This window comes from Bradyrhizobium sp. LeoA1Lang (assembly GCF_055413685.1).
The window spans coordinates 1-22,245 of record NZ_JBVAPG010000132.1 but is presented as its reverse complement, the minus strand read 5'-3'; the positions used below and the strand labels follow the sequence as shown (position 1 = coordinate 22,245).

General features: G+C 61.1%; 22 protein-coding genes. 12 read left to right on the top strand and 10 right to left on the bottom strand.

Translation table 11 applies throughout. The features are described from left to right. Positions 1–90: 90 nt before the first annotated feature. From ACZYOF_RS32405 to ACZYOF_RS32395, 3 genes are all read right to left on the bottom strand, one after another. Complete coding sequence (locus tag ACZYOF_RS32405; RefSeq protein WP_463718320.1) at positions 91–705, bottom strand: peptidoglycan recognition protein family protein; 615 nt, start codon at positions 703–705, stop codon at positions 91–93. 23 nt (positions 706–728) lie between these two features. Next, complete coding sequence (locus ACZYOF_RS32400; RefSeq protein WP_282529170.1) at positions 729–1,946, bottom strand: GGDEF domain-containing protein; 1,218 nt, start codon at positions 1,944–1,946, stop codon at positions 729–731. A 622-nt stretch (positions 1,947–2,568) separates the two neighbouring features. Next, on the bottom strand, positions 2,569–2,958 hold the full coding sequence (locus tag ACZYOF_RS32395; protein ID WP_130577183.1) for a response regulator: 390 nt from the start codon (positions 2,956–2,958) through the stop codon (positions 2,569–2,571). Between the two features lie 126 nt (positions 2,959–3,084). On the opposite strand from ACZYOF_RS32395, the gene ACZYOF_RS32390 reads away from it, so the two are divergent. Further along, complete coding sequence (locus tag ACZYOF_RS32390; protein WP_463718319.1) at positions 3,085–3,930, top strand: SDR family NAD(P)-dependent oxidoreductase; 846 nt, start codon at positions 3,085–3,087, stop codon at positions 3,928–3,930. Between the two features lie 305 nt (positions 3,931–4,235). On the opposite strand, the gene ACZYOF_RS32385 is transcribed toward ACZYOF_RS32390, so the two are convergent. The 3 genes from ACZYOF_RS32385 to ACZYOF_RS32375 form a co-directional block, all read right to left on the bottom strand. After that, positions 4,236–4,724 carry a DUF417 family protein gene (locus ACZYOF_RS32385; protein ID WP_282529168.1) on the bottom strand — a complete coding sequence of 163 codons (489 nt, stop codon included), beginning with the start codon at positions 4,722–4,724 and terminating at the stop codon, positions 4,236–4,238. 237 nt (positions 4,725–4,961) lie between these two features. Continuing rightward, positions 4,962–5,822, bottom strand: coding sequence for an alpha/beta fold hydrolase (locus tag ACZYOF_RS32380; protein ID WP_463718322.1), 861 nt, complete (start codon positions 5,820–5,822; stop codon positions 4,962–4,964). A gap of 120 nt (positions 5,823–5,942) precedes the next feature. Beyond that, the gene (locus ACZYOF_RS32375) at positions 5,943–6,947 is read right to left on the bottom strand and encodes an alpha/beta fold hydrolase (protein ID WP_463718318.1); all 1,005 of its coding nucleotides are present in this window, start codon (positions 6,945–6,947) and stop codon (positions 5,943–5,945) included. Between the two features lie 597 nt (positions 6,948–7,544). Between ACZYOF_RS32375 and ACZYOF_RS32370 the strand changes: the two genes are divergently transcribed. Then, positions 7,545–8,102, top strand: a complete 558-nt coding sequence (locus ACZYOF_RS32370; protein WP_282529165.1) for a sigma factor-like helix-turn-helix DNA-binding protein — start codon at positions 7,545–7,547, stop codon at positions 8,100–8,102. A 92-nt stretch (positions 8,103–8,194) separates the two neighbouring features. Further along, entirely contained in the window at positions 8,195–8,854 is a 660-nt protein-coding gene (locus tag ACZYOF_RS32365; RefSeq protein WP_463718321.1) for a CGNR zinc finger domain-containing protein, read from the top strand. Positions 8,855–8,918: 64 nt separating this feature from the next. On the opposite strand, the gene ACZYOF_RS32360 is transcribed toward ACZYOF_RS32365, so the two are convergent. Both ACZYOF_RS32360 and ACZYOF_RS32355 read right to left on the bottom strand, forming a co-directional pair. Beyond that, a complete protein-coding gene (locus ACZYOF_RS32360) occupies positions 8,919–9,809 on the bottom strand; it encodes a cyclase family protein (protein WP_282529163.1) in 891 nt (296 codons plus the stop codon). A 31-nt stretch (positions 9,810–9,840) separates the two neighbouring features. Further along, complete coding sequence (locus tag ACZYOF_RS32355) at positions 9,841–10,455, bottom strand: SRPBCC family protein (protein ID WP_463718317.1); 615 nt, start codon at positions 10,453–10,455, stop codon at positions 9,841–9,843. A gap of 335 nt (positions 10,456–10,790) precedes the next feature. Between ACZYOF_RS32355 and ACZYOF_RS32350 the strand changes: the two genes are divergently transcribed. The 6 genes from ACZYOF_RS32350 (at position 10,791) to ACZYOF_RS32325 (ending at position 16,838) form a co-directional block, all read left to right on the top strand. Beyond that, positions 10,791–12,095, top strand: coding sequence for an MFS transporter (locus ACZYOF_RS32350; protein ID WP_463718316.1), 1,305 nt, complete (start codon positions 10,791–10,793; stop codon positions 12,093–12,095). Positions 12,096–12,141: 46 nt separating this feature from the next. Further along, the gene (locus ACZYOF_RS32345) at positions 12,142–12,891 is read left to right on the top strand and encodes a maleate cis-trans isomerase family protein (RefSeq protein WP_463718315.1); all 750 of its coding nucleotides are present in this window, start codon (positions 12,142–12,144) and stop codon (positions 12,889–12,891) included. A 111-nt stretch (positions 12,892–13,002) separates the two neighbouring features. Then, positions 13,003–13,743 (top strand): GntR family transcriptional regulator, encoded by a 741-nt coding sequence (locus tag ACZYOF_RS32340; protein WP_282529159.1) that lies wholly within the window; start codon positions 13,003–13,005, stop codon positions 13,741–13,743. Next, positions 13,740–14,513: an aspartate/glutamate racemase family protein gene (locus ACZYOF_RS32335; protein WP_463718314.1), complete on the top strand. Its 774-nt coding sequence runs from the start codon at positions 13,740–13,742 to the stop codon at positions 14,511–14,513. Before ACZYOF_RS32340 ends, ACZYOF_RS32335 begins: the two co-directional genes overlap by 4 nt. After that, positions 14,513–15,931 carry a dihydropyrimidinase gene (gene hydA / locus ACZYOF_RS32330; RefSeq protein ID WP_463718313.1) on the top strand — a complete coding sequence of 473 codons (1,419 nt, stop codon included), beginning with the start codon at positions 14,513–14,515 and terminating at the stop codon, positions 15,929–15,931. Before ACZYOF_RS32335 ends, hydA begins: the two co-directional genes overlap by 1 nt. A gap of 22 nt (positions 15,932–15,953) precedes the next feature. After that, positions 15,954–16,838 carry an alpha/beta fold hydrolase gene (locus tag ACZYOF_RS32325; RefSeq protein WP_463718312.1) on the top strand — a complete coding sequence of 295 codons (885 nt, stop codon included), beginning with the start codon at positions 15,954–15,956 and terminating at the stop codon, positions 16,836–16,838. A 74-nt stretch (positions 16,839–16,912) separates the two neighbouring features. Here ACZYOF_RS32325 and ACZYOF_RS32320 read toward each other — a convergent pair whose 3' ends face one another. Both ACZYOF_RS32320 and ACZYOF_RS32315 read right to left on the bottom strand, forming a co-directional pair. After that, positions 16,913–17,830: a hypothetical protein gene (locus ACZYOF_RS32320; protein WP_463718311.1), complete on the bottom strand. Its 918-nt coding sequence runs from the start codon at positions 17,828–17,830 to the stop codon at positions 16,913–16,915. A 14-nt stretch (positions 17,831–17,844) separates the two neighbouring features. Continuing rightward, the gene (locus ACZYOF_RS32315) at positions 17,845–18,894 is read right to left on the bottom strand and encodes an AraC family transcriptional regulator (RefSeq protein WP_463718310.1); all 1,050 of its coding nucleotides are present in this window, start codon (positions 18,892–18,894) and stop codon (positions 17,845–17,847) included. A gap of 323 nt (positions 18,895–19,217) precedes the next feature. On the opposite strand from ACZYOF_RS32315, the gene ACZYOF_RS32310 reads away from it, so the two are divergent. From ACZYOF_RS32310 to ACZYOF_RS32300, 3 genes are all read left to right on the top strand, one after another. Beyond that, positions 19,218–19,604, top strand: coding sequence for a helix-turn-helix domain-containing protein (locus ACZYOF_RS32310; protein WP_463718309.1), 387 nt, complete (start codon positions 19,218–19,220; stop codon positions 19,602–19,604). 201 nt (positions 19,605–19,805) lie between these two features. Continuing rightward, positions 19,806–20,474 (top strand): hypothetical protein, encoded by a 669-nt coding sequence (locus ACZYOF_RS32305; protein WP_463718308.1) that lies wholly within the window; start codon positions 19,806–19,808, stop codon positions 20,472–20,474. Between the two features lie 151 nt (positions 20,475–20,625). Then, positions 20,626–22,056 (top strand): DUF1254 domain-containing protein, encoded by a 1,431-nt coding sequence (locus tag ACZYOF_RS32300; protein ID WP_463718307.1) that lies wholly within the window; start codon positions 20,626–20,628, stop codon positions 22,054–22,056. Positions 22,057–22,245: the final 189 nt, after the last annotated feature.

The following is a 22,245-nucleotide window of genomic DNA, read 5'->3' as shown; positions in this document are numbered from 1 at the left end:
ATGCCTATCCTTATCGCCATCCTTACAACTATCTTTTGACATGGTGACCTCGTGACGAAACAATCCACGAGATCTTCCTAGCCGACCAGATCAGCCCTCAGTGCGTGGTCGCCGGATGACGCTCACGCAATAGCGGGCGTCCTTGAAGTCGATCCAGTTGTGGGCGTAGACGCGTTCGAGCGGGATGTTGTAACGGGTGCGCAGCACCTTCACCAGGATCCGCCACGCCGCGACTTGCGCCTCCGTCGGCGGGCGCGTCACGTCGGGATAGTTGCCGGCGAATTCGACACCGATCGAATTGCCGGCAACGACCTGGTGATAGGTCGCGCCGTTGTCGATATATTTGTTGTCGTTGCGGTTGGCGCCGTCACCATGGGTCGTCACCAGCTTCTCGTCGACCGCCCAATAGACCGTGCCGTCGGTCTCGACCCACACCATCACGCCGCGCCGGCTCGGGTTCTTCGATTGCGCCTGTGCGCCGCCGCGGGCCGAGCCTGCCGGGCCCTCGGTCTGGTGCACGATGATGTTGCGCCACGGATGGGATCTTGCGACGTCGCCCCAGGGCGCCAGCCACACCATCTTCAGACCGGGGATTTCGGGTGCGCCCGAGGATCGCGCGATCGCCGCAAGGTCAGGCGTCTGCGCGAAGACCGAAGTGACGAGCGCGGCGGTGCAGAGCGCCGCCGCAAGCAGGCGAAGGTTCATGCATCAGCCCCCGTGAGGCGGCTTCACGCCGTTTTGCGCCGCGCGATGTCAGGCATGTCGGCGATCTCGGGCACCAGCGACGGGGCCGGCTCGGAGATCGCGTAGCCGTCGCGGCCACGCTTCTTGGCTTCATAGAGCGCCCGGTCGGCGGCGGCGATCAGCCGGTCCGGATAGGCGCCGATCTCCATGGTCCATTGCGCGACCCCGATCGACACCGCGATCGGGATCTCCTTGCCCGAGCATTCGGCCGCATCGGCCCGGCACACCTCCAGCACGCGGCGGGCGATCATCGCCCCCTCGCCCAACGTGGACGACGGCAGCACGATGCAGAACTCGTCGCCGCCGCTGCGTGCCAGCATGTCGGCCGGCCGCAACCTCGTCTGCGCCATCAGTGAGAAATGCTGCAGGCAGGCGTCGCCGGCGGCATGGCCATGGGTGTCGTTGATGCCCTTGAAGCCGTCGAGGTCGATCACGAGCAGCGCAAACGGCTCGCCGCTGCGCACCGAGCGGGCGCATTCCTCGGTCAGCCGCTGCAGCAGATGGCGGCGGTTGCCGACCCCGGTGAGGTCATCGAGCAGCGCGAGATCGGCGACCTCGTTGCGCAGCCGGTCGATCGCCATCAGCAGGAAGCCGAAGTTCCAGGCCATCGACAGGAATATCACGATCAGGATCAGGGCTGCCTGAAGTCCGTTGAAGTCGACGATCGAGAGATCGCCCCCGACCTGCAGCAGCGCGAGGGCGGAGCGAGCGGCATAGGCGATGATGAGAAGGACGCTGCAGATGGCGGCCAGCCGGGCGCCGGGATTCTGGTCTTCGCGCCGCATCATCACCAAATGCAACGTGATCGCTGCCGGGACGATCTGTCCCAGGGAATAGATGGCGATCCGCATCGGCATGTCGTCCTGCACGAACTGGAAATAGGCGAGGCCGATGCAGGTCAGGCCGGTGCCGAGCGCGGGGGCGCGCCAGGAGATCGGGATATTGTAGAACCGCTGGACGCCCATCACGACGAACCAGCACGCGAAGATCAGAAGCGCATTGCAGCCGATCAGCAGCAAGCGGAAGTCGACCACGCCGCGCAGCATCGACGCCGCGGCGCCGGCGGTTGCCGCAAACGCGGCGGCGGTCCAGAACCGCGCCGCCTCGAATTTGGGATAGCAGCGCAGCACATAGACCCAGACCAGGCCCAGCGCGAAGAAGTTGGTGACAGACACCGTCCACAGCGTCGGAACACTCAGCACCGCAAATCCAGGATATGCATCCTGCCCCTACCCAAAGGTGAACGGGCCGCCCGTGACGGCTCTGTTTCGGCCGGCAACATGCCGTCGTCTGGCTTAACGGAATCTCAATTCGATCGCCTACTCGGTGCTTTGGTTTTGAAACAATGAAGATCGAATTTCCGTAGCATTAACCTTACCCGCCCGGCCGTTCGATGACGCCGAGAGCGTGTGGCGCGGGGTGGAGCTTGGCAGGTCGGCAAAAAAATCGCGTAAAAATGCGTAACAGTTGTGGATAACACGATGACAGTGAGGTGACAGCCCGCGGCAGCACGCCGCGAATCTGTTGAGCTTCTCAACCGAGGATGTTGCGAGGTTGGCCCTCCGCCAAGCATGCCTCAGTGTCGCGTTTCAATCCATTTAACCCTGAGAGGATACTATGGCTAAGAAAGCGAAGAAGGCGAAAAAGGCGAAGAAGGCCACCAAGAAGAAGAAGGCCAAGAAGTAACTGTTTTCAGCCCGGGCGGCGGCGCGCGCTCGCCCTGCCCGGGCGCTCAAACCGGGGTTGATCAAACCGGCGGGCTTGCGGCCCGCCGTTTGATTTTGCGCCCCCGATCGGAGCCCACAACGCGCATCGGATTATGCCCTAGCGCCCGCCAACCCGCGCCAGCACCATCCGCTCCGCCTCGCGGATCACATCCAGCGGCGCCCATGGCTTCGACCAGAATTTCGCGCCATCCGGCAGCTTCCGCCTAAGCGGCTTGCCCGAGGTGACGATGACGCCGAGGGCGGGATTGCAGCGCTTGGCGATATGGGCGAGCTCAACGCCGTCCTTGTAGCCGGCGAGCTCGACATCGGTCATCATCAGATCGAGGTCCTCGCCGTCGCGCTGCAAGACCACCTCCGCAGCTTCAGCGCTGGCGCATTCGATCACATCGAAATCACTCTCTTCCAGCAAGAGCCCGATCATCTGCCGCTGCATCGGGTCGTCTTCAACGACGAGCGCTCTTGCGCGAAGCGGCCTTGCTTGTTCCATTGGCGCCTCCGTTCGTGAAGTAAAGAAGGTTAAAACCTGCCCCCCGAACTGGTTCAGTTCCAATCCCGAAAAACTTGCGGAACCCTGTGCTACAGATAGGTCCCTCATCCCTGGGAGCCGAAAGCAATGACTGCGATCTCCGGAAGCGCGGTGGCTGTCACGGGCGCCGCCAGCGGCATCGGCCGGGCGCTCGCGCTCGAGCTTGCCGCACGCGGCGCCGATCTCGCGCTGGCCGACCGCGACGAGGCCGGCCTTGCCGCGGTGGCCGCCGAGATTGCGAAAACAGGCGCGCCGAAAGTCACGGTGCATCGCGTCGATGTCGGCGAGGCCAATCAAATCGCGGGCTTCGCGGAAGCCGCAACCAGCGCGCATCCGTCCCTCAACATCCTCATCAACAATGCCGGGGTCACCCTGCTCGGCCAGTTCCACGAGATCGACCAGGCGCAGATGGAGTGGCTGTTCAACATCAATTTCTGGGGCACGGTGCATGTGACGCGCGCGTTCCTGCCGCAGCTTGCGCGGCAACGCGAAGCGCATATCGTCAACGTCTCCTCGATCTTCGGCATCGTCGCACCGCCCGGCCAGACCGCCTATTGCGCCTCCAAATTTGCGGTGCGCGGCTTCTCCGAAAGCCTGCGGCATGAGCTTGCCGCCGCACGCAGCCCGGTGCGGCTGTCGGTGGTGCATCCGGGCGGCGTCGCCACCAACATCGTCCGCAATTCCCGCACCGGCGCCGGCGTATCAGACAATGCGCGCCGCGCACAGGCGATCGAATGGTTCGATGCGGCTGCCAAGACGACACCGACTGCCGCCGCGCGCACCATCATCGAAGGCGTCGAGAACAACCGGCCGCGCATCCTGATCGGCAGCGACGCGCGCTTGATGGACCTGCTGCAACGCTTCCTGCCCGCAACGTATTGGTCGGTGCTGCAGCGGCGGCTCGGGAGAGAGACGGCGCAAGCTGCGAAGTGATGCGATGGCGCCGTAGGATGGGTAGAGCGCAGCGAAACCCATCGCGATGGAGCAAGCGGCTCGAATGATGAGTTTCGCTTCGCTCTACCCATCCTACGATTCCCTCACGCCTCGCGCCGGTGTCGTCCCGGCGAACGCCGGGACCCATAACCACAGGGAGTGTTGTGACGCGAGCGAGTGGTTGCCGCTTGAGGTTGTAGGGTGGGCAAAGGCGCACTTGCGCCGTGCCCACCATCCAGTGCTGTGCTCGCGATGGTGGGCACGCTTCGCTTTGCCCACCCTACGGCGTCGTCGCGACTTTTGATTCACATGCTGCGCGATCGGATGAAAGATCGCGGCAAGGAGGCGAGGAACAACACGAGGCAGACGCAGAGCAGGACGATATCCTTGAATATGAACTCGCCGGTCAAGTTCCAGGCCATCGGGTCGCTCGACCAACTCCAGACAACGACACCCGGCGTCGTGAAGAAGAATGACCAGGTGATGGCGAACGTGATCACGCCCAATAGCGAACTAATGGCTGACAAGATCGGGCTGAACGCGCCTGCCGCAAGCAGCACTGCGATACCAAGCTCGGCAACGCCGAGGAAATACGCTTCTCCCCGGAGACCAAATACCGACAACCACGAAATGAATGGACTATTGCTGATGAATTGAACGATGCCCTGCGCGGACTGCAATGTGAATTTCTGCATGCCAAACGACACGAAGATGACAACCATGACCCAGCGCAGGATAGCCAGCGGTCGGTAAGACCCGTCTCCCTTTTCGGCGACGTTGAAAGGTGTCTTCATGTGGAGCACTTCTCTCCTTGAGTGACTACATGACATCCCTTACGCGCGGTAGTGCCCGTCGTTACGAGTACCTGCAGCTTCCTGGTTCACAACGATGTGTATCAGGATGGATCGCGAACGATTGGTTCGGCGACGTCCTGCGAGCTCTGGAGCCCGCCAAATTTCTCGAGAAAGTCTCGCGCATCGACTCTCGGGAGAGGGCTGTTCGCGCCACACGGCGGCGGCCGATCTATCGGCTCACTTCAAACGCGAAAGAAAACCGCGGATCGCTGCGGCGATCTCCTCGCAGTGTGTCTCAAGTGCAAAGTGCCCGGTATCGAAGAAGCGGACTTCCGCGCCCGGAATGTCCCGCTTGAACGCCTCCGCGCCCGGCGGCAGAAAGAAAGGATCGTTCTTGCCCCATACCGCCAGGAACGGCGGCTTGTGCTTGCGGAAGTATTCCTGAAAAGCCGGGTAGAGCGCGACATTGCTCTTGTAGTCGCCAAACAGGTCGAGCTGGACCTCGTCGGCGCCAGGGCGGGCCAAATAGAAGTTGTCGAGCGAATAGCCGTCCGGAGACACAGCGGTGGTATCGGACACGCCGTGCGTGTATTGCCAGATCGTCGCCTCAGGCACGAGGAAGGATCGGAGTGCGCTGCGATTAGCCTGCGAGGGATCCTGCCAGTAGGCCTGGATCGGATTCCACCCCTCGCTCAGCCCCTCCTCATAGGCGTTGCCGTTTTGCGAGACGATTGCCGTGATGCGTTCGGGACGGCGAGCAGCCAGTCGAAAGCCGGTCGGTGCGCCGTAATCGAACACATAGATTGCGAAGCGGGTGAGACCGATCACTTCGGTGAAGCGCTCGATCACTTCGGCCAATCGGTCAAACGTATATGAAAACCTGTCGCGAGGCGGCATGTCGGATTGGCCGAAGCCAGGCAGGTCCGGCGCTATGACGCGAAAGCGATCCGACAACGCCGGGATCAATTCGCGGAACATATGGCCGGAAGTTGGGAACCCGTGAAGCAGTAGCAGCGCTGTCGCATCGGCCGGCCCGGCCTCCCGATAGAATACCTTGAACCCGTCGACGTCCGCCTTCCGGTAATGAACCTTGGCCATGGAGAAGTTCCCGCCTGCTTGGAGACTAGTAACCTGATGACAACGTCTTGACCGGTTACTACATCCGATGTGGTCGATCCAGTTCATTCCGCTCAATCCCACGTGACTGCCCTTGACGCATCAAGCCGATAGAAAGGCGTCCAGGAGTTGGGTTGTGTCCGTGGGGTTTTCTTCGGGAAAGAAGTGGCCGCCTTTCATGGCCTGCCCCTGCACATTGTCGGCCCACCTCCGCCAGATTCCCAATGGGCCACCATCCTGTCCGTAGAAGGTATCGAGCGGTCCGCCGACAGCCCAGAGATGCAGCATCGGGCACGTGATACGCCGCGAGTCTTCCCTGTCCTTCTTGTCATGCTCGATATCCAGGGATGCAGCCGCGCGATACTCCTCGCAGATCGCGTGCACGCGAGCTGGATCGCGATACGTTTCGATGTACGCTGCCCTGATATCGGGACCAAAGGAGCCCTGGCCAAACGGATTGTCGAACACCGCACCGGGTGCGCCCAGAAGATACTTTTCCGGAAGCGGCTCCTTCTGGCACAGAAGGATCCAGGGCCAGTACGTCGTGGCGAACTTTGCATTGGCGCGGGCCCATCCCTCCGAGATCGGGATGACGTCAAACACCGCGAGACGCCGCACCCTTTCAGGATGATCGAGCGCGAGGCGATAGGAAACGCGGCCGCCACGGTCGTGTCCGACCAGATCGAACTTCGAGAACCCAAGCTTGTCCATCACCGCTACAAGCTCGTTCCCCATTGCTCGCTTTGAATAGGGGTAGTGATCCTCGGCGGACGCGGGCACGCCGCTGCGGCCATAGCCGCGCAGATCGACGCAGATCACCGTGTGCTTGCTCGCCAGTTGCGGCGCTACGTAGCGCCACATCAGGCTGGTTCGTGGAAACCCATGCACCATGAGCAGCGGGGATCCCTTACCGTAACGCCTGATGAAAATGGTGTTGTCGCCGATGTCGATCTCCGCCGTCTCAAACTGATCGGAAGCGGCCGATGCGGCCTCGCCGACAGGCTGGGCGGCGGCGCGTTGCGAGAGCGTGAGCGATAGTGCGGTACCGGAAGCGGCGGTAATTGCTCGAAGCACAGTGCGACGTGCGACGTCTGTCTTGTCGATCATCTGCTGGAGTCTCCCTGACAACGGCTGCGGATGAATGCCAACCGCGCTGACTTGACCACATGAAGTTCCCGCCTCTCAGGCGTAGTAACTTGTCTGTTACGCAGTCGGCGGTTATGTCACTTCTTCTTGATATGGCTGTTCCGGCCCACCTTGACCGGTCTCACGTGACCATCTTTCGTTGGGTGAACTGGTTTGGTTACAGGGAACGCCGATCGTCAGGGAAATTTTCGCGTGCCGCACGGCGGGATTGACCGTCGCGATGTGCAGAGCCGGAAACAGCCGAACTACTCCTGGGCGTGTCCAGGTGCCGTTCGATTGTTGATGTGGACGACGGGGCGGTCGCCGCCAGCGCCTACGGTCTTCTCAGAAAGCCGTTCGAAACCAGCGCGTTTCTTGATTGCGTCGAGAGGAGCCTCTCCAATGGACACCATCCACGATAGAATAACCGATTGCGCTGCATCCGCCTTGACGCAGCGCGCCCGGAGTTCAGCCGAGAAGCTCCTGTCCTTTGACGTCGCAGGACGTTCGTCGCGAAGCGAGCAGAACGCATTGCAGTCCACGAATTGGGATAGCCGGTCCGAGCGATGGGGTCGCCTGATGGTCGCCGCGCAGGATGGTGACAGCCGGGCCTACGAGCAGTTGCTCCGCGAAATAGACGTCTGGCTCCGTCGTTATTATGCACGGCGGCTTCCCTATCCTGTATCAGATGATGCAAGACAGGATGCGCTTCTCGCGATCCATGCCAAACGGCACACATACGCTCCGTCGAGAGCGTTCGGGGCCTGGGTCAGGGCGATTGCACGCTACAAGGGAATCGATCGCATACGTGACGCGTCTCGATTCGCCGCGCTCCCGCTCGACGAAGACATATCGATCGGGGACCACGAGGGGACCGCGGTAAGTGCCGCCACGATGGACGACTTGCTTGGCCGGCTGAAGCCCGCGCAAGCCATTGTGATCCGCCTCGTGAAGCTCAACGGCCTGAGCATTGCCCGCGCGTCCGACGTCACAGGCCAGTCTGCGCCGCTCGTCAAGATCAACATCCATCGAGGCCTGAAGAGATTAGCTGCCCTGGTCTCCTGCGACGTCGTTGCCGCAACGACGCCCGCTCATTCTCAGAAACGCCGCAGCACGCGAGGTGCAAAGAGCATCTAAATGGGTTTGTGCAGGCTATTGCAGACAAGGTACCAGCGGCTATATTTCGCCTTGCCGGCTTATCGATAATTGCCGGCTTCTCTGGGACCCCTGTGACAACCAAGCGCTCGCCAGCTTTCTTCATCGCCGATAACCCGGGACTGGACTTCTTGAATTCCATTGCGGTCCCGGTGGATGTCAAGGTCGAGTGGCTGGCCTCGGGAGACGATCTTCTGGCGTGGCTGAAACAGGCCGGATTGGTGCCGGACGAGGTGCTGAACGCTTTTCGCAAGAGCGCCCTTCCCGGCGAGCTGGATGCCATCGCGGCGCAAGCGCGCGCGCTGCGGGACTGGTTCAAACCCTTTGTCTACAAACATATGGGTAAGCCCATTGGGCAGAACGCCCTGCGCCAACTCGAACCGCTCAATCAAATGCTGGGGCGCGACGACGAATTCGGCCAGGTCGTGGTGCGTGATCGGCCTAACAACCGGCACCATGGCCATGGCGGGGTTTCCGGCCTCGTCTGGCGCCGCGAGCGGCGCTGGCAATCGCCGGAGTCGCTGCTTCTCCCATTGGCGCGATCGCTGGCCGACCTCGTCTGCACCGAAGACTTCACTTACGTGAAGGCGTGCGAGGGGCCGGACTGCACGCTCTTGTTCGTCGATCGAACCCGAAGCCGCGCGCGCAGGTGGTGCAGCATGGCGGTGTGCGGCAATCGGGCGAAACAGGCCGCGCATCGGAAGCGCGCGCAGCAAGCAAGACGTTCAAAGTAAGCATCCGCCGGACGCATGGATCCGCCATGGCACGGTCCGGCGGCCTCACTTGTCGCGCAACCGGTCAACGGCCGTCCGGGCCACCTGACATCATGCCCGACGGAATCTGGCGCGGCCCAAAGATCGCCTTCGCCACGTCGCCGACGGCCTCGACGTTCTCCTCCACGTCCTGAAAGCAAACAATCCTGCAAGGGCAGGCCTCGAGCCCCTCATAACGCCATGGAAACGCGCCGATGACGGCGCGCTTGTTCAGCATCAGCTCGATGTCGCCGCCGACGTTCTCAGCGTGAATGAGCCCTTCCTGGAATGCCTGCGAGTGAAACGGAAAATAGTCTTCGACGACTTTTCGCCCCGAACGCTTGTGCGTGTACGAATTCTTTCCGAAGAACTCGTCGCAGCTCATTCCGACCTTGGCCTCGAACTGCTTTGCGAGGTCAGGCCGCATGCGCCGGATTGTGGTGTTCATCGCGTGATCGCCGGAACCGCAGTCGATCCCGAACCATTTGATCTTCTTCTTCAGCATCCAGTCGAGAAGCTCCTGCTTCCCTCCGGGATGCATGCAGAAATACTTCACCAGGTCCTGCTGCGGCTTGCCTTCCCAATAGCGGTGCCAGCCGGTGTGAATGATAAGGATGTCGCCGTCCTTTACTTCAACCGGTGCACTCTCGATCATTTCGGGAGTGATGACGGCCCAATCTTCCATGTGCTTGGACACGTCGACGACTGCGCCCGGTCCGACCAGGAAATCCAGCGGATAGGATGCCATGTCGCCCATCCCATCCGTGCCGTGCATCGCACCGTCAATGTGGGTTCCGACATGGAGCGCGGAATCGATCCGCTGGGCGACGATGTGGATCGTCTGCAGATTTTGCGCGTAGTACATCTTGTTGCCGGCATATCCGACCCAGCCGGGCGTGTGCACATTCATCAGATGAGACAGGTCGACGATCTTCATCGCGCGAATTCCTTTGCTTACGTTGATTGGCTTACGCAGCCTTCTTGAAGAGCGAGTTCAGCCACCCTTTCAGAGCCGCAAGAAGCAGCGAGGTGGTGTTGAGCGGCTTGACCGCTCCCGAACCAGGCGCGAATTGCGGGGCCGACTTCGTCAATGAATCCGCCTGAGGACTACCTGCTTCGGCTGCCGCCGCGGCGCTTCTGGCGCCGAGTTCGGTCTCGGCATTTCTCACAAATTCACGGACAAGCTGATTGGCGATCTCGGTGATGAGCCCGGTTCTTCCAAACTGAGCGATGGTTCCGGAGAGCTGGACGTCGGCGAGGATGTCAACGCGAGTGGCGCTTCCCTCAGGAACAAGCGTGCACAGCATCGACATTTTGCCGCGGCTGGCGCCTTTCCTGTCGACGCCCTTCCCCTCGAACTCGACCTTCTTTGCCTCTTCGTCGTATTTGACCTTTGCTTCGCCTTCGAAGCTCGCCTGGAATGGGCCCACTTTGGCGGAGACCTTTCCACTAATCGAGCCGTCGTCCTTCGTACCGAGATATTCTGCTCCAGGCAGGCACGCGGCGACGCTCGGAACGTCGTGGAAGAACGTCCACACCGTGGGGAAAGGTTGCGATACAACGAAGTTCTGCTTGATCTCCATGCCTTGCCTTGGAAGTTGTCAGAGCATCCGGTTCAGCGATCTCATGTATTTTTTAATTGTATTCAAATCTATACAGCAAAATTGAAATACGCAATCTCATTTGGTCAGGCCCCACCGGCCGCCCAATTCGTAATCAGCTCCGCGATAAAATTTCAGCACCGCAGGTAACAACGATATTGAAATATTATATATATCAGTATGATATGCCATATTGCATGCAGCATACAAAATGTTGTTGCCGCTCATCTTCGACTGGACCAGACTTGGCCACGTCAGGGGACGAATGAACGTCAATGGAGACGCTCGCTGGAAGTCTGCCGGCATGGGAGGGAGCAATGAGCGAGCAGGTGTCCGCCATCGGAGCGACAGGCGCCGTCAGACCGACCGGTGTGCGCTGGAACATCTTCCTCCTGATGCTGTTCCTGATCTCGATCAACTACATCGATCGCGCCTCGCTCTCGGTGGCGATGCCGCTGATCTCCAAGGAGTTCGACATTGATCCGGCGATGCAGGGCCTGATCCTGAGCTCGTTCTTCTGGACCTACGCCGCCATGCAGATTCCCGGCGGCCTGCTCGCCGACCATTACAAGCCGCGGATCGTGATCGCCCTGGCGACGATCTTCTGGGGTGCCTTCCAGGCGATCGCGGCAGTGGCTACCAACTGGTGGGTGTTGCTGCTGACCCGGCTTGGGCTGGGCGCATCGGAAGCGCCGATCTATCCGGCGGGCGGCAAGCTCAACGCCATCTGGATGACGCAGAACGAGCGCGGGCGTGGCGCGACGCTGCTCGACGGAGGTGCGCCGCTCGGCGCCGCGCTCGGCTCGATCGTGATCGCGTGGCTGATCGCGGCCTTCGATTCCTGGCGCACTGCCTTTGTCATCGCCGGCGTCGGCACGATGCTGTGCGGCCTGTGGGCCTGGTACTACATCCGCAACGAACCGCGCGAGCACCCCTCGGTCAATGAAGCCGAAGCCCGCTACCTCGAACAGGCGCACGCGCTGGAAGACGCCGCCACGCCGCCCTCCTCCGGCGGAAGCTGGATGGCCTATTTCCGCTTCCGTTCGGTCTGGTGCATGTGCCTGGGCTGGATGTTCTTCAACACCACCTTCTATGGCTTGCTGACGTGGATGCCGACCTATCTGTTCAAGGTGCACAATTTCGACATCAAGGTGCTCGGCGGCGCATCCTTCATCATCTTCTTCGCGGGCTTCGTCGGCGAACTGGTCGGCGGGTGGATCGGCGACACCTGGCGCAGCCGCGGTGGTGCGCCGAACCTGGTATTCCGTACCTTGTTCGGCATTGCCGCCATCATGGCGACGGTGTCGATTTTCCTGGTGGCCTATGTGCGTGACCCGGTGACGGTCGTGGTGCTGCTGTCCTCCACACTGTTCTTCCTGCGCTGGTGCGGGATGTACTGGGCCATTCCTTCCGCGCTTGCGGGCCGCGACAAATCGGGCTTTCTTGGTGGCTGCATGAATCTCGGCGGCAACATTGCGGGCATCATGACGCCGCTGATCGTCGGCCTGATCGTGCAGGCCACCGGCTCCTACTTCCTGGCCCTGATGTTCTTCGCCGCGGCCGGCGTTGCGCTGTTGATCTGCTCGACGCTGATCGACTACAGCCGCAAATTGCCGGTCTAGATAGGACGGATCGGCGCCGATAGCTGCGTATCTTTGAGGCTGCAACATGACTGCTCCGGTCCGGCTCGGCATGCTGACCCCTTCGTCCAACACGGCGCTGGAGCCGATCACCTATGCGATGCTGGCCGGTATCGCTGACGTCTCGGCGCATTTCTCGCGCTTCAAAGTGACTGAAATCGCGCTGTCCGAATCCGCGCTCCGCCAATTCGACGACAGCGAGATCCTGCGCTCCGCCGAGCTGCTGGCGCATGCGAAAGTGGACGTCATTGCCTGGAACGGAACCTCGGCGAGCTGGCTCGGCTTCGAGCGCGACGAACGCCTGTGCGAGCGCGTCACGGCCTCGACCGGCATCAAGGCCTGTACCACCGTGCTCGCCTACCGTGACCTGTTCCGGCGCCGCAAGGCGGAGCGCATCGGGCTGGTGACGCCCTATCGCCGCGATGTGCAGGACAAGATCGTCGCCAACTGGGCTTCCGAAGGCCTGCATTGCGTCGCCGAGCGCCATCTTTCGCTGCAGGATAATTTTTCCTTCGCGGAAGTGCCGGAGACCGAGGTGGCGACACTGATCGAAGAGGTCGCGCGCGAGGGCTGCGATGCGGTCGCGGTGGTCTGCACCAATATGCGGGGCGCGGGCGCCGCCGCGCAGCTCGAGGCGAAGCTTGGTGTCGTGGTGTTCGATTCGATCGCGGTGACCCTGTGGGCGTGCCTGGCTGCAACCGGCGTCGATCCGTCGCGCGTTCGCGGCTGGGGCAGCCTGTTTCAAATCCCGATCGAGGGCCACAGCCAATTTTATTGACGCGCTTCACAGGACACTCGAAGGTGCGGAGATTCTTCACCGGAACGAAGACTGACCGTGACTGAGACAAAAACGACCAAGACCAGGAAACAGCCCAAGTCACGCCGCGGCGTGACGGCGCTGCAACGGCGGCGGCTGCGCGTGCCGCGAACGGGCCTGCATGAGCAGGCCGCGACGCGGCTTCGCACGCTGATCGTGCGCGGCGATCTTCAGCCCGGCGAGCAATTGCTCGAAGCCGATCTGTCCGAGGCGCTCGGCATCTCGCGCACGCCGCTCCGCGAGGCCCTGAAGCAATTGGCGGCCGAAGGTCTGGTCGAACTGCGGCTCAACCGCAGCGCCGTCGTCGCGCCGTTCCGGCGCGAAGAGTTGACCGAACTGTTCGAGGCGGTGAGCGGGATCGAGCGCTGCGCCGCCGAGCTCGCCGCGACGCGGATGGTGGAGCGCGACGTTGAGCGACTGGAGGCGCTACAGGAGCGCATCGAATGGCACCACGAGCGCGGCGAGCTGCGCGAATATTTCGAGACCAACCAGCAGATTCACAGCGCCATCGTCGACTTCGCCCGCAACGCGGTGTTGAAGGCCACGCACGATATTTTGCTGGCGCGGGTGGAACGCGCGCGCTTCTTTGCCCTGTCGGTCCATGGTCGATGGGATGAATCGGTGCGCGAGCATCAGGACATTCTGGCCGCGCTCAAGGCCGGTGACGCCGACCGCGCCGGACGGCTGCTTGGCCACCATGTCCGCCGCACCGGCGAGATCATGGCCACCACGCTGGATGGCGAGACGGATGATGCCGGCCCGGCGAAAGCCCGGCCCAACATGCGCGGCATCACGAGAAAGGCCGCGCCGTGAAGATCCTGCTGCTCAATCCCAACACAACGACAGCGGTGACCGACCTGCTCCATGCGGCCGGCGCGCAAGTGGCCTCGGCCGGTACCGAGCTGGTGGCGATGACGGCCAGACGCGGCGTGCCCTACATCGCGACCCGTGCCGAGGCCCAGATCGGCGGCGCCATCGCGCTGGAAATGCTGGCCGAGGCCAGCACCGGTATCGATGCAGCGATCATTGCCGCCTTCGGCGATCCCGGCCTGTTCGGGGCGCGCGAACTGTTTGACATTCCAGTCGTGGGCCTGGCCGAAGCCGCGATGCTGACCGCCTGCATGGTCGGTCAGCGATTTGCCATCGTGACGTTCGCTCGCGCGCTCGCGCCCTGGTACCAGGAATGCGTTGCCATGCATGGGCTCGGCGCGCGTTGCGCCGGCATACGGACGCTCGACGACGGCTTCCGCTCCATTGCGGATGTCCAGGCCGAGAAGGAAGACATGCTGGTGACGCTCGCCAACCGCGCCGTCGAGCAGGATGGCGCCGATGTCGTCATTCTTTCCGGAGCGCCACTGGCGGGCCTTGCTGCCAAGGTCAGCCATCGCATTCCGGTGCCGGTGATCGATCCGATCGCCGCGGCGGTGCGGCAGGCCGAGACGCTCGCCGTGCTGAAGCTGCGCAAGCCCGTCACCGGGACGTTCCGCCGTCCCGATGCCAAGGCGACCATTGGGTTGGCGGAGCCGCTGGCCGCTGTCATCGAGCATCGGAAGCGACATGACGCTGAAGGAGGGTCCAACTGATGCCGTTCGACACCATCATCCGCGGCGGCACCGTTGCGACCGCCGCCGACACCTTTGCCTGCGACGTCGGAATCCAGGGCGGCAAGATCGCGGCCTTGGGGCGCGATCTCGGCACGGCGGAGACGATCATTGACGCCACCGGTCGCCTGGTGCTGCCCGGCGGCATCGACAAGCACGTTCATTTCGCCCAGCCATCCGGCGACGGCATCGTCATGGCCGACGGCTTTGCCAGTGGCACGCGCTCGGCGGCGTTCGGCGGCAACACCACCGTGCTGCCGTTCTGCCTGCAGGAGAAAGGCCAGACGCTGCGCGAGGCACTGCGGCGCTACCACGCGCTGGCGGACGGCGAATGTCATGTCGATGTCGCCTTTCATCTCATCGTCACCGACCCGACCGAGCAGGTGCTCGGCCAGGAGCTGCCGGCGCTGGTGGAAGATGGCTACACCTCGCTCAAGGTGTTCATGACCTATGAGGGGCTGGCGCTGTCGGACCGCGAACTGCTCGAAACCATGTCGGTCGCGCGCGAGACGGGCGCCATGCTGATGGTGCACGCGGAAAATTTCGACGCCATTCGCTTCCTCACCGACCGCCTGGAACGCGCCGGCAAGATTGCGCCGCGCTTCCATGCGACCTCGCGGCCAATTCCGGTCGAGCGCGAGGCCACGCATCGCGCGATCTCGCTGGCCGAGCTCGTCGACGTGCCGATCATGATCGTGCATGTGTCGAACCGCGAAGCGATGGAGGAAATCCGCCGCGCCCGCCAACGCGGACTGAACGTGTTGGGCGAGACCTGCCCGCAATATCTGGTTCTGACCGAGAACGATCTCGAACAGCTCAACATGGAAGGCGCCAAGTATGTGTGCTCGCCGCCGCCACGCGACATCGCGAGCCAGCAGGCGTGCTGGGAAGGCCTGCAGCAAAAGGTGTTCTCGGTGTTCTCGTCCGACCATTGCCCGTTCCGCTATGACGACCCGAAGGGAAAGCTTGCGCCCAAGGGCCGTACCAGTTTCCGCTGGGTGCCGAACGGCATTCCCGGCGTGGCGACACGATTACCGATCCTGTTCTCGGAAGGCGTCGTGAAGGGCCGCATCGACCTCAACGATTTCGTCGCGTTCAGCGCGACCAATCACGCGAAAATCTACGGCCTTTATCCGCGCAAGGGCACGATCGCGGTGGGATCGGACGCCGACATCGCGCTGTGGGATCCGAAGCGCAAGGTCACGATCCGCCACGAGCTTATCCATGATGGCGCGGATTACACGCCCTATGAGGGGCTCGAGGTCACGGGCTGGCCGGTGCTGACCATGGTGCGCGGACGCGTGGTGGTCGACGATGGCATCCTGGTCGGGGCCAAGGGCCATGGCACCTACCTGCCGCGGAGCAAGCCCGCGGCGACGGCTAACTTTTCACATCCTTAAGATCTAACGGCGGGAGATCAACATGCCCTATGCAACGACGGATGACGGGGTGCGCCTTTATTTCGAGGAAACGGGAGCCGGCCGTCCCGTCATCTTCGTCCATGAATTCGCCGGAGATCTGCGCAGCTACGAGCTGCAGATGCGACATTTCGGCAAGCGCTATCGCAGCATTGCCTTCAACGCGCGCGGCTTCCCGCCGTCCGACGTGCCGGAGCAGGTCTCATCCTATTCGCAGGCACGCGCGGCCGACGACATCCTCGCGGTGCTCGATCATATCGGCGAGCGGCAGGCCCATATCGTCGGCCTGTCGATGGGCGGCTTCGCGACCCTGCATTTCGGCCTGCGTCACCCCGAGCGGGCGCTGTCACTTTGCATCGGCGGCTGCGGCTACGGCGCCGAGCCCGACAAGCGCGAGACGTTCCGCGCTGAAGCCGACGTGATCGCCGACATGATCCGGGCCGAGGGCATGCCGGCGTTCGCCGAGCGCTATGCCTACGGGCCGACACGCGTGCAATATCAGAACAAGGACCCGCGCGGTCACGCCGAGTTCAAGGCCATGCTGGCCGAACATTCGGCGGTCGGATCGGCCAACACGCAGCAAGGCGTACAGAAGGAGAGGCCTTCGCTTTATTCGCTGATCGAGGAGATGAAGCGCATCACCGTGCCGACGTTGATCATCACGGGCGATGAGGATTGGCCGTGCCTGCTGCCGGGCATTCTCATGAAGCAGAGCATTCCTTCGGCCGCGCTCGCGGTGATGCCGAATTCGGGGCATGCGATCAACATCGAGGAGCCGGAGGAGTACAACCGGATCGTCGGCGATTTCCTGGCCCAGGTCGATTGCGGCCGCTGGCCCCTCCGCGATCCACGAGCGGTCAGCACCTCGATCACCGGAATGAAGGATTAATGGCGCTCGTGGATTGAAAAAGCAGCAGACACAGTGTCGTTTTGGTGCTTGTCGGCTCGCGCCAGGAGCGCCGGCTAATTGCGGACTGCGTACAGGGGCGTTCTGACCGTCAGTTGATAGGCGGGCTTCGGCACCCACATGATTTCGGCTGTGAGGCCAAACAGCCGATTGTCGTTATCGTCCATGCGATCGAGATCGAGCCGAACGATCGGTTGTGTGAAGGGCTGAATGGGCGCAAGGGTTAGAAGCTGCGCCCCTTTGAAGGACTGCACGCCCACGCGGCCAGTGAATTTCCAATTATTGGACCATTGATAGTAGCCGCCGACATAGGCGATCGTGTTCGGGTTAATCTTCACGAGCGGAGTGCCGACGTCAGTGCGTGTGTCCTGGAAGCCGGCGAGGATGGCTCTGGTTTCATCGGAATCAAGTGCATAATCGAATTCGAGAATGTTGTTGAAAGAGGTTGTGGTCAGCGGACCATTGGGGATCGATTGTGTGATGGTCGATTGCAGCGTCACGGTAGGAAAGGTCCCGCCATTCTGCTGGTAGAGATCCGCCTGGAAGCCGATGTTCCAGCTTGTGACTTGAAAGGATGACCACCCAGTGCCTCCGAACTCCGTCGAACTGCCGGAGACGCCTCCGTATAGCGAGACGCTGTCCGTGACATCGACCGTCAACGGAAAATCCACGTTGAGCGATTTTGCTGCTGGCAGGCCGGTCGGAAACGCCGCGCGGTTCGGTGTTGCGAGCGTTTGCAACGCATTGAATAGAGTTGGACGTCCAAAGCCGAATGCGAGCGATCCTGCCGGCACCTGCGCGTAGATTGTTCTCAGATCAAGATAGATCGCCGGTATCGACGCGCTGATGGCGCCGTCATCATCATTTGCGCCAAAGGCTGTTCCAGCGGAGAGGATCAATGTCGCGTGCAGTCCAGCTTTCAAGATCAGGCTGAAAGCTGAAAATTCTGTGCCGCTGCATTGAGGAGCATCCAAGGCGTAAATCTTCTCTAGAGACGACCTTCATCAAGTTGGCAGGCGCGAAGGTCGATCTCAGCCTGTCCGCTCCTCGACCTTTCCCGAAACTCTCGCGGGGTGAATCCGGAAATCCGTCGGAAAGCGCGAGCAAAGTGGGCAGGGTCTGCATAGCCCGATGAGAATGCTACGTCGATGATCTTGTTCTCGGTATCGCTTAGAAGCTGCATCGCATTGTTGAAGCGGACCTGCTCAAGCAGGCCCGAGTATGTCAGCCCGGCCAGCGCGAGCTTCCGCTGCAGACTCCTGACGCTTAGTCCAACCATCTCGGCAGCCTGCACTATCGCCGGGCCTCCTTCATCAAGATACGATGGTAAAGTCAACTTGAGAATGCTGACGACGTCGTTGCTGAAAGGCTGCCGCTCTGTCTCGTGCAAATTAGACCGGACAACATCTGCGCGATTGGGATAGCTCAAGAACTGCAGCGGCACTTCGATCCATGAGGCTTTCTGACCTGACATGAAGCGTGTATCCGGCCAATGCGATCGAACTTCCTTGCTCGGCACATAATCAGCTTCAAACGCGATCACTCTGGGAGTCCAGCACGCGCCCGCGAACTGACGGACGATGTGCAGGACGAATATGTTCTGAAGCCATTGGGACATCTCAAGATGGGAAATACCTTCCGTTCCAATGAGCTTGCTGCAAATTTTCACGCTTTGCTCGTTCGGCTCCAGCCATAGACGCAGATTTGTATCTTCGACCGGCGCCCACTTGCACATCTGCTGAAGAGCAACCAGCAGAGTTGGCGAATGCCGGATTCGAACTCGCATGGCATCGCTCAGATGATCGAATGAGAGCCTCTGAGCTGCGCGAAAGGCGATCTCCGACAGCCCCTGCTTTTCCTGGGCAGCCGCCGCAAAGCGAACGGCCGGCAGCAGTGGCACGTAGTGATCCGCTTTTCCCTCCAAAGAGGTAGGAAGCCGGAATTTGGCGAGAAGCGCCGCGGTGGGTCCGCCGATTTCTGAATGGATATCAGCAAATGGCACGAGAAATTGGCAACGGGTCAATGGAATAACGGTCATCACTACCTGCCCAAGAAGTCTGCCGCGGTGGCAGACTAGAGCATTTTCGGTTCTGATTGCATCAGAACCGAAGCTCTAGATTCTTATTTTGACGCGTTTTCTTCACGCGAACCGGTATCCACTTCGCTCGAAAACGCTCTAGCAGGCCGGCAACTGTCTTGCCTTATCGATTGTCAGGTCGTGCCATGCACTGCGAGCAACAGATAATTCCACTTGACGAACATTTTGGCGGCTGATGGCCAGATTGGTCCTGAGAATACGTGTAGGCTCGGAGCATCGGTTCTCTCTAGAGAGAACGTGGGCTTCACGCCTCACACAAACCGATGAGAGCTGTCCGTTTGCCTTCATCTCGGGCGGTCCGCGCGGCCATTATCGCGTCGCTGCGACACGGTGACGCAACTCTCGATGGCACAGCTCGCGCCTGCAAAATCAGCACGCGCACCTTGCAGCGTCATCTCGGTCGCATGGGCACAAGCCACAGCGCAATGCTTGCGGAAGTTCGCTTGAACATCGCGTGCCGCTTGCTCGTGGACTCAAGCATGCGCCTGTCCGATATCGCGAGATTCCTCGGCTATACGAATGCAAGCAGCTTCAGCCGCACCTTCGTGCGTTTGATGAAAGTTCAACCCGTTGTTTACAGACAGCAGCAACTTGCCCGTAAGCAGGAGCGGCACGCCAATCGCAGAAGAACTTGTCCGATTGACTGCTGAACTGATCCGGCCGATTGGCGCGAAATGGCAAGACTTGCGATCTGAATTGGCGCGAAATGCTTAGCCAAGCTGCTTGCCAATTGCCCGGCTCCTGCGGAGCCATTTTGTTGAAAGCGCAGAAGAAGATGCGCCGGACGATTTTTGAACGCCATAGGAGCCGGCCGAAAGGAAAATAGTCCTCTTTCCAGGGAGAGAATAGCCGTGACACTTCGTGCTGCTTTAGTCGCATTTTGCGCCGGCGGATTGCTGGTCTGCCCCCAAGAACTTTCTGCTCAAACGGCACCCGAACGCAAGCCGCATATTCCGCTTGAGAAATCCATAGGCCAGGCAAAGCCGGAAGTCGTGCCGTCCCTCTTCGTCCTCAATTCGCGCGGTGCGAGCTTGAAGGACGGCAAGCTTGTGCTGACGGGAATTTCGCCGAATGCCATCGTGTTTGCCGATCGACCTGTTCGGGCCGCCGGTCACGATCTCACGACGCGAATTGTTGAGGATTGGGGCAACGGCAGCGACAACTTCGCCAAAGATCCACCGAACGCTACGGTTTCCGGTTTCAAGAAAGACGGATCGTCGGTGATCGACGCCGTTGTCGTGCTGAAATCGCCCAAGCTTGAGGACGACAAGCTGACTTTCGATGTCGATATTCTCGAAGGCGATCTTGTGGGAGCTGATGGACCGGCATCGGTTTTTATCGACATCATTGGCCGACCGTTCACTCCGCTGTCCTTTGCGGGCGTCGCCCGCCGAACGGCCTGGCGCGGTGCTTTCTACCGAGGCGCGGCCTTTGCGGGAGCGGCCGCTGTGGCCGGAGCCGCGGCCTATCCGTACTACGCGCCCCGGTGCGGATACTATCCTTATCCGCCTTGCTATTGAGCTGCGCTGACTGGCGGCATCGTAGCTGCCGCCCGCGCAATTCATCCCGACCGCCTCGTCATTTGGTCAGTCGCTGTCAGCCTCATGGCATGAGAGCCACATCTGAAGTCATCAGCCGTCCTTTGTATTTGTTTCAAGAAGGAGATAAACGATGAACATCACCCGTCGATCCCTTGCGTTTGGTGGAATGGGGCTGCTGGCAGGAGCGGCCGCAACACGATCAGTCCTTGCCCAGGATTCTTTCCTCGGAGTGGGTCAAGGCTTGGAGAATTTCTGGCTCGCGAGCGACGCCTACATTTTCGGCTATCCGTTGGTGACGATGGAGATGACTCGCCGGGTCATCACCAATGTTGCCGAACCCGTCGGAACGCGGGGGCCGATGGGCCATATCATCAAGCTGCGCCAGTATCCGGACGCCTCGTTCAGGGATGTCACCGCGCCGAACGCGGACACTCTCTACACAACCTCCTTCTTCGACGTCGGGAAAGAACCGTGGGTCCTCAGCATCCCGGACATGAAGGGGCGCTATTTCCTGATGCCGATGCTGGACGGCTGGACGACGGTGTTTCAAGTCCCAGGGAAGCGCACCACCGGAACCGGGGCGCAGACTTACGCGATCACCGGACCCGGGTGGAAGGGCACGCTGCCGGCCGGCGTGAAGGAGTACAAATCGCCTACCAATATCGTGTGGCTGCTTGGCCGCATCTATTGCACCGGCACGCCGGAGGATTACGCCGCCGTCCACAAGCTGCAGGATGAGTGCAAACTCGTACCGCTCAGTGCTTACGGCAAGCCGTACACGCCACCTCCAGGAAAGGTCGATCCGTCGGTCGACATGAAGACCGCGGTCCGCGAGCAGGTCAATCGCATGGACGCGGCGTCGTATTTCAAGCTGCTGTGCGAGCTTATGAAGACCAATCCGCCATCAGAAGCAGACGCGCCTCAGCTCGCCAAATTTGCCCGAATCGGAATCGTCCCCGGACAGGATTTTGATGAGAGCAAGCTCAAGGCGGACTTCCTGAAGCGCTTACCGGAGGTCTCGTTCGACAGGATCATGCTTCAGTTCAAGATCAACAAAGCCATCAGGGATGAGAATGGCTTTGCCTTCACAACAAAAACCGGAATCTACGGCACCGACTATCCGATGCGAGCCCTGGTGACCGCGATCGGACTCGGCGCCAATCGTCCGCAGGATGCGGTGTACCCGGTTTCGCAAAAGGATGCGAATGATCAGAAGTACAACGGTGCGAACAAGTACGTCATGCGGTTTCCCAAAGGCCACCTGCCTCCTGTGGAGGGATTCTGGTCGCTCACGATGTACGATAGCAGCTACTTCTTCGTGAAGAATCCGATCAACCGCTACTCGATCAGCGCTCGTGAAGACCTGAAGGAAAACGCGGACGGCTCGGTCGAGCTCTACATTCAAAAGGACTCCCCGGGCAAAGACAAGGAGTCAAACTGGCTTCCCGCCCCTGAGGGAGATTTCATACTCATGCTCCGCATGTACTGGCCTGAGGAAACGGACCCCTCCATCATCAACGGCACATGGACGGTTCCTGCCGCCAGGAAGGTCGGGGCTTGAGAACTTGAACTCAGGCCGGCCCCGAGTGGGCCGGCCTGAGCCGAAGTGTTCCGGCTTTGCGTTGTGAAATGGACCCGCGGAGCGGGACCGCTTGAACCGGTTTGTTAGTTGGAAACTGACCGCTCCTGATCCCTTTCTATCACGCAGCCAGAGACGCTGTCTGCTGCAGTTGCTGTGGGCATGTGGTCA

Bases quoted from the DNA above. Each gene is read 5' to 3' on its own strand.
- ACZYOF_RS32405 (WP_463718320.1), bottom strand. From the start codon at position 705: ATGAACCTTCGCCTGCTTGCGGCGGCGCTCTGCACCGCCGCGCTCGTC.
- ACZYOF_RS32355 (WP_463718317.1), bottom strand. From the start codon at position 10,455: ATGGAGATCAAGCAGAACTTCGTTGTATCGCAACCTTTCCCCACGGTG.
- ACZYOF_RS32345 (WP_463718315.1), top strand. From the start codon at position 12,142: ATGACTGCTCCGGTCCGGCTCGGCATGCTGACCCCTTCGTCCAACACG.
- ACZYOF_RS32360 (WP_282529163.1), bottom strand. From the start codon at position 9,809: ATGAAGATCGTCGACCTGTCTCATCTGATGAATGTGCACACGCCCGGC.
- ACZYOF_RS32325 (WP_463718312.1), top strand. From the start codon at position 15,954: ATGCCCTATGCAACGACGGATGACGGGGTGCGCCTTTATTTCGAGGAA.
- ACZYOF_RS32380 (WP_463718322.1), bottom strand. From the start codon at position 5,822: ATGGCCAAGGTTCATTACCGGAAGGCGGACGTCGACGGGTTCAAGGTA.
- ACZYOF_RS32370 (WP_282529165.1), top strand. From the start codon at position 7,545: ATGGTCGCCGCGCAGGATGGTGACAGCCGGGCCTACGAGCAGTTGCTC.
- ACZYOF_RS32375 (WP_463718318.1), bottom strand. From the start codon at position 6,947: ATGATCGACAAGACAGACGTCGCACGTCGCACTGTGCTTCGAGCAATT.
- ACZYOF_RS32310 (WP_463718309.1), top strand. From the start codon at position 19,218: ATGAGAGCTGTCCGTTTGCCTTCATCTCGGGCGGTCCGCGCGGCCATT.
- ACZYOF_RS32350 (WP_463718316.1), top strand. From the start codon at position 10,791: ATGAGCGAGCAGGTGTCCGCCATCGGAGCGACAGGCGCCGTCAGACCG.
- ACZYOF_RS32390 (WP_463718319.1), top strand. From the start codon at position 3,085: ATGACTGCGATCTCCGGAAGCGCGGTGGCTGTCACGGGCGCCGCCAGC.
- hydA (WP_463718313.1), top strand. From the start codon at position 14,513: ATGCCGTTCGACACCATCATCCGCGGCGGCACCGTTGCGACCGCCGCC.
- ACZYOF_RS32300 (WP_463718307.1), top strand. From the start codon at position 20,626: ATGAACATCACCCGTCGATCCCTTGCGTTTGGTGGAATGGGGCTGCTG.
- ACZYOF_RS32385 (WP_282529168.1), bottom strand. From the start codon at position 4,724: ATGAAGACACCTTTCAACGTCGCCGAAAAGGGAGACGGGTCTTACCGA.
- ACZYOF_RS32395 (WP_130577183.1), bottom strand. From the start codon at position 2,958: ATGGAACAAGCAAGGCCGCTTCGCGCAAGAGCGCTCGTCGTTGAAGAC.
- ACZYOF_RS32315 (WP_463718310.1), bottom strand. From the start codon at position 18,894: ATGACCGTTATTCCATTGACCCGTTGCCAATTTCTCGTGCCATTTGCT.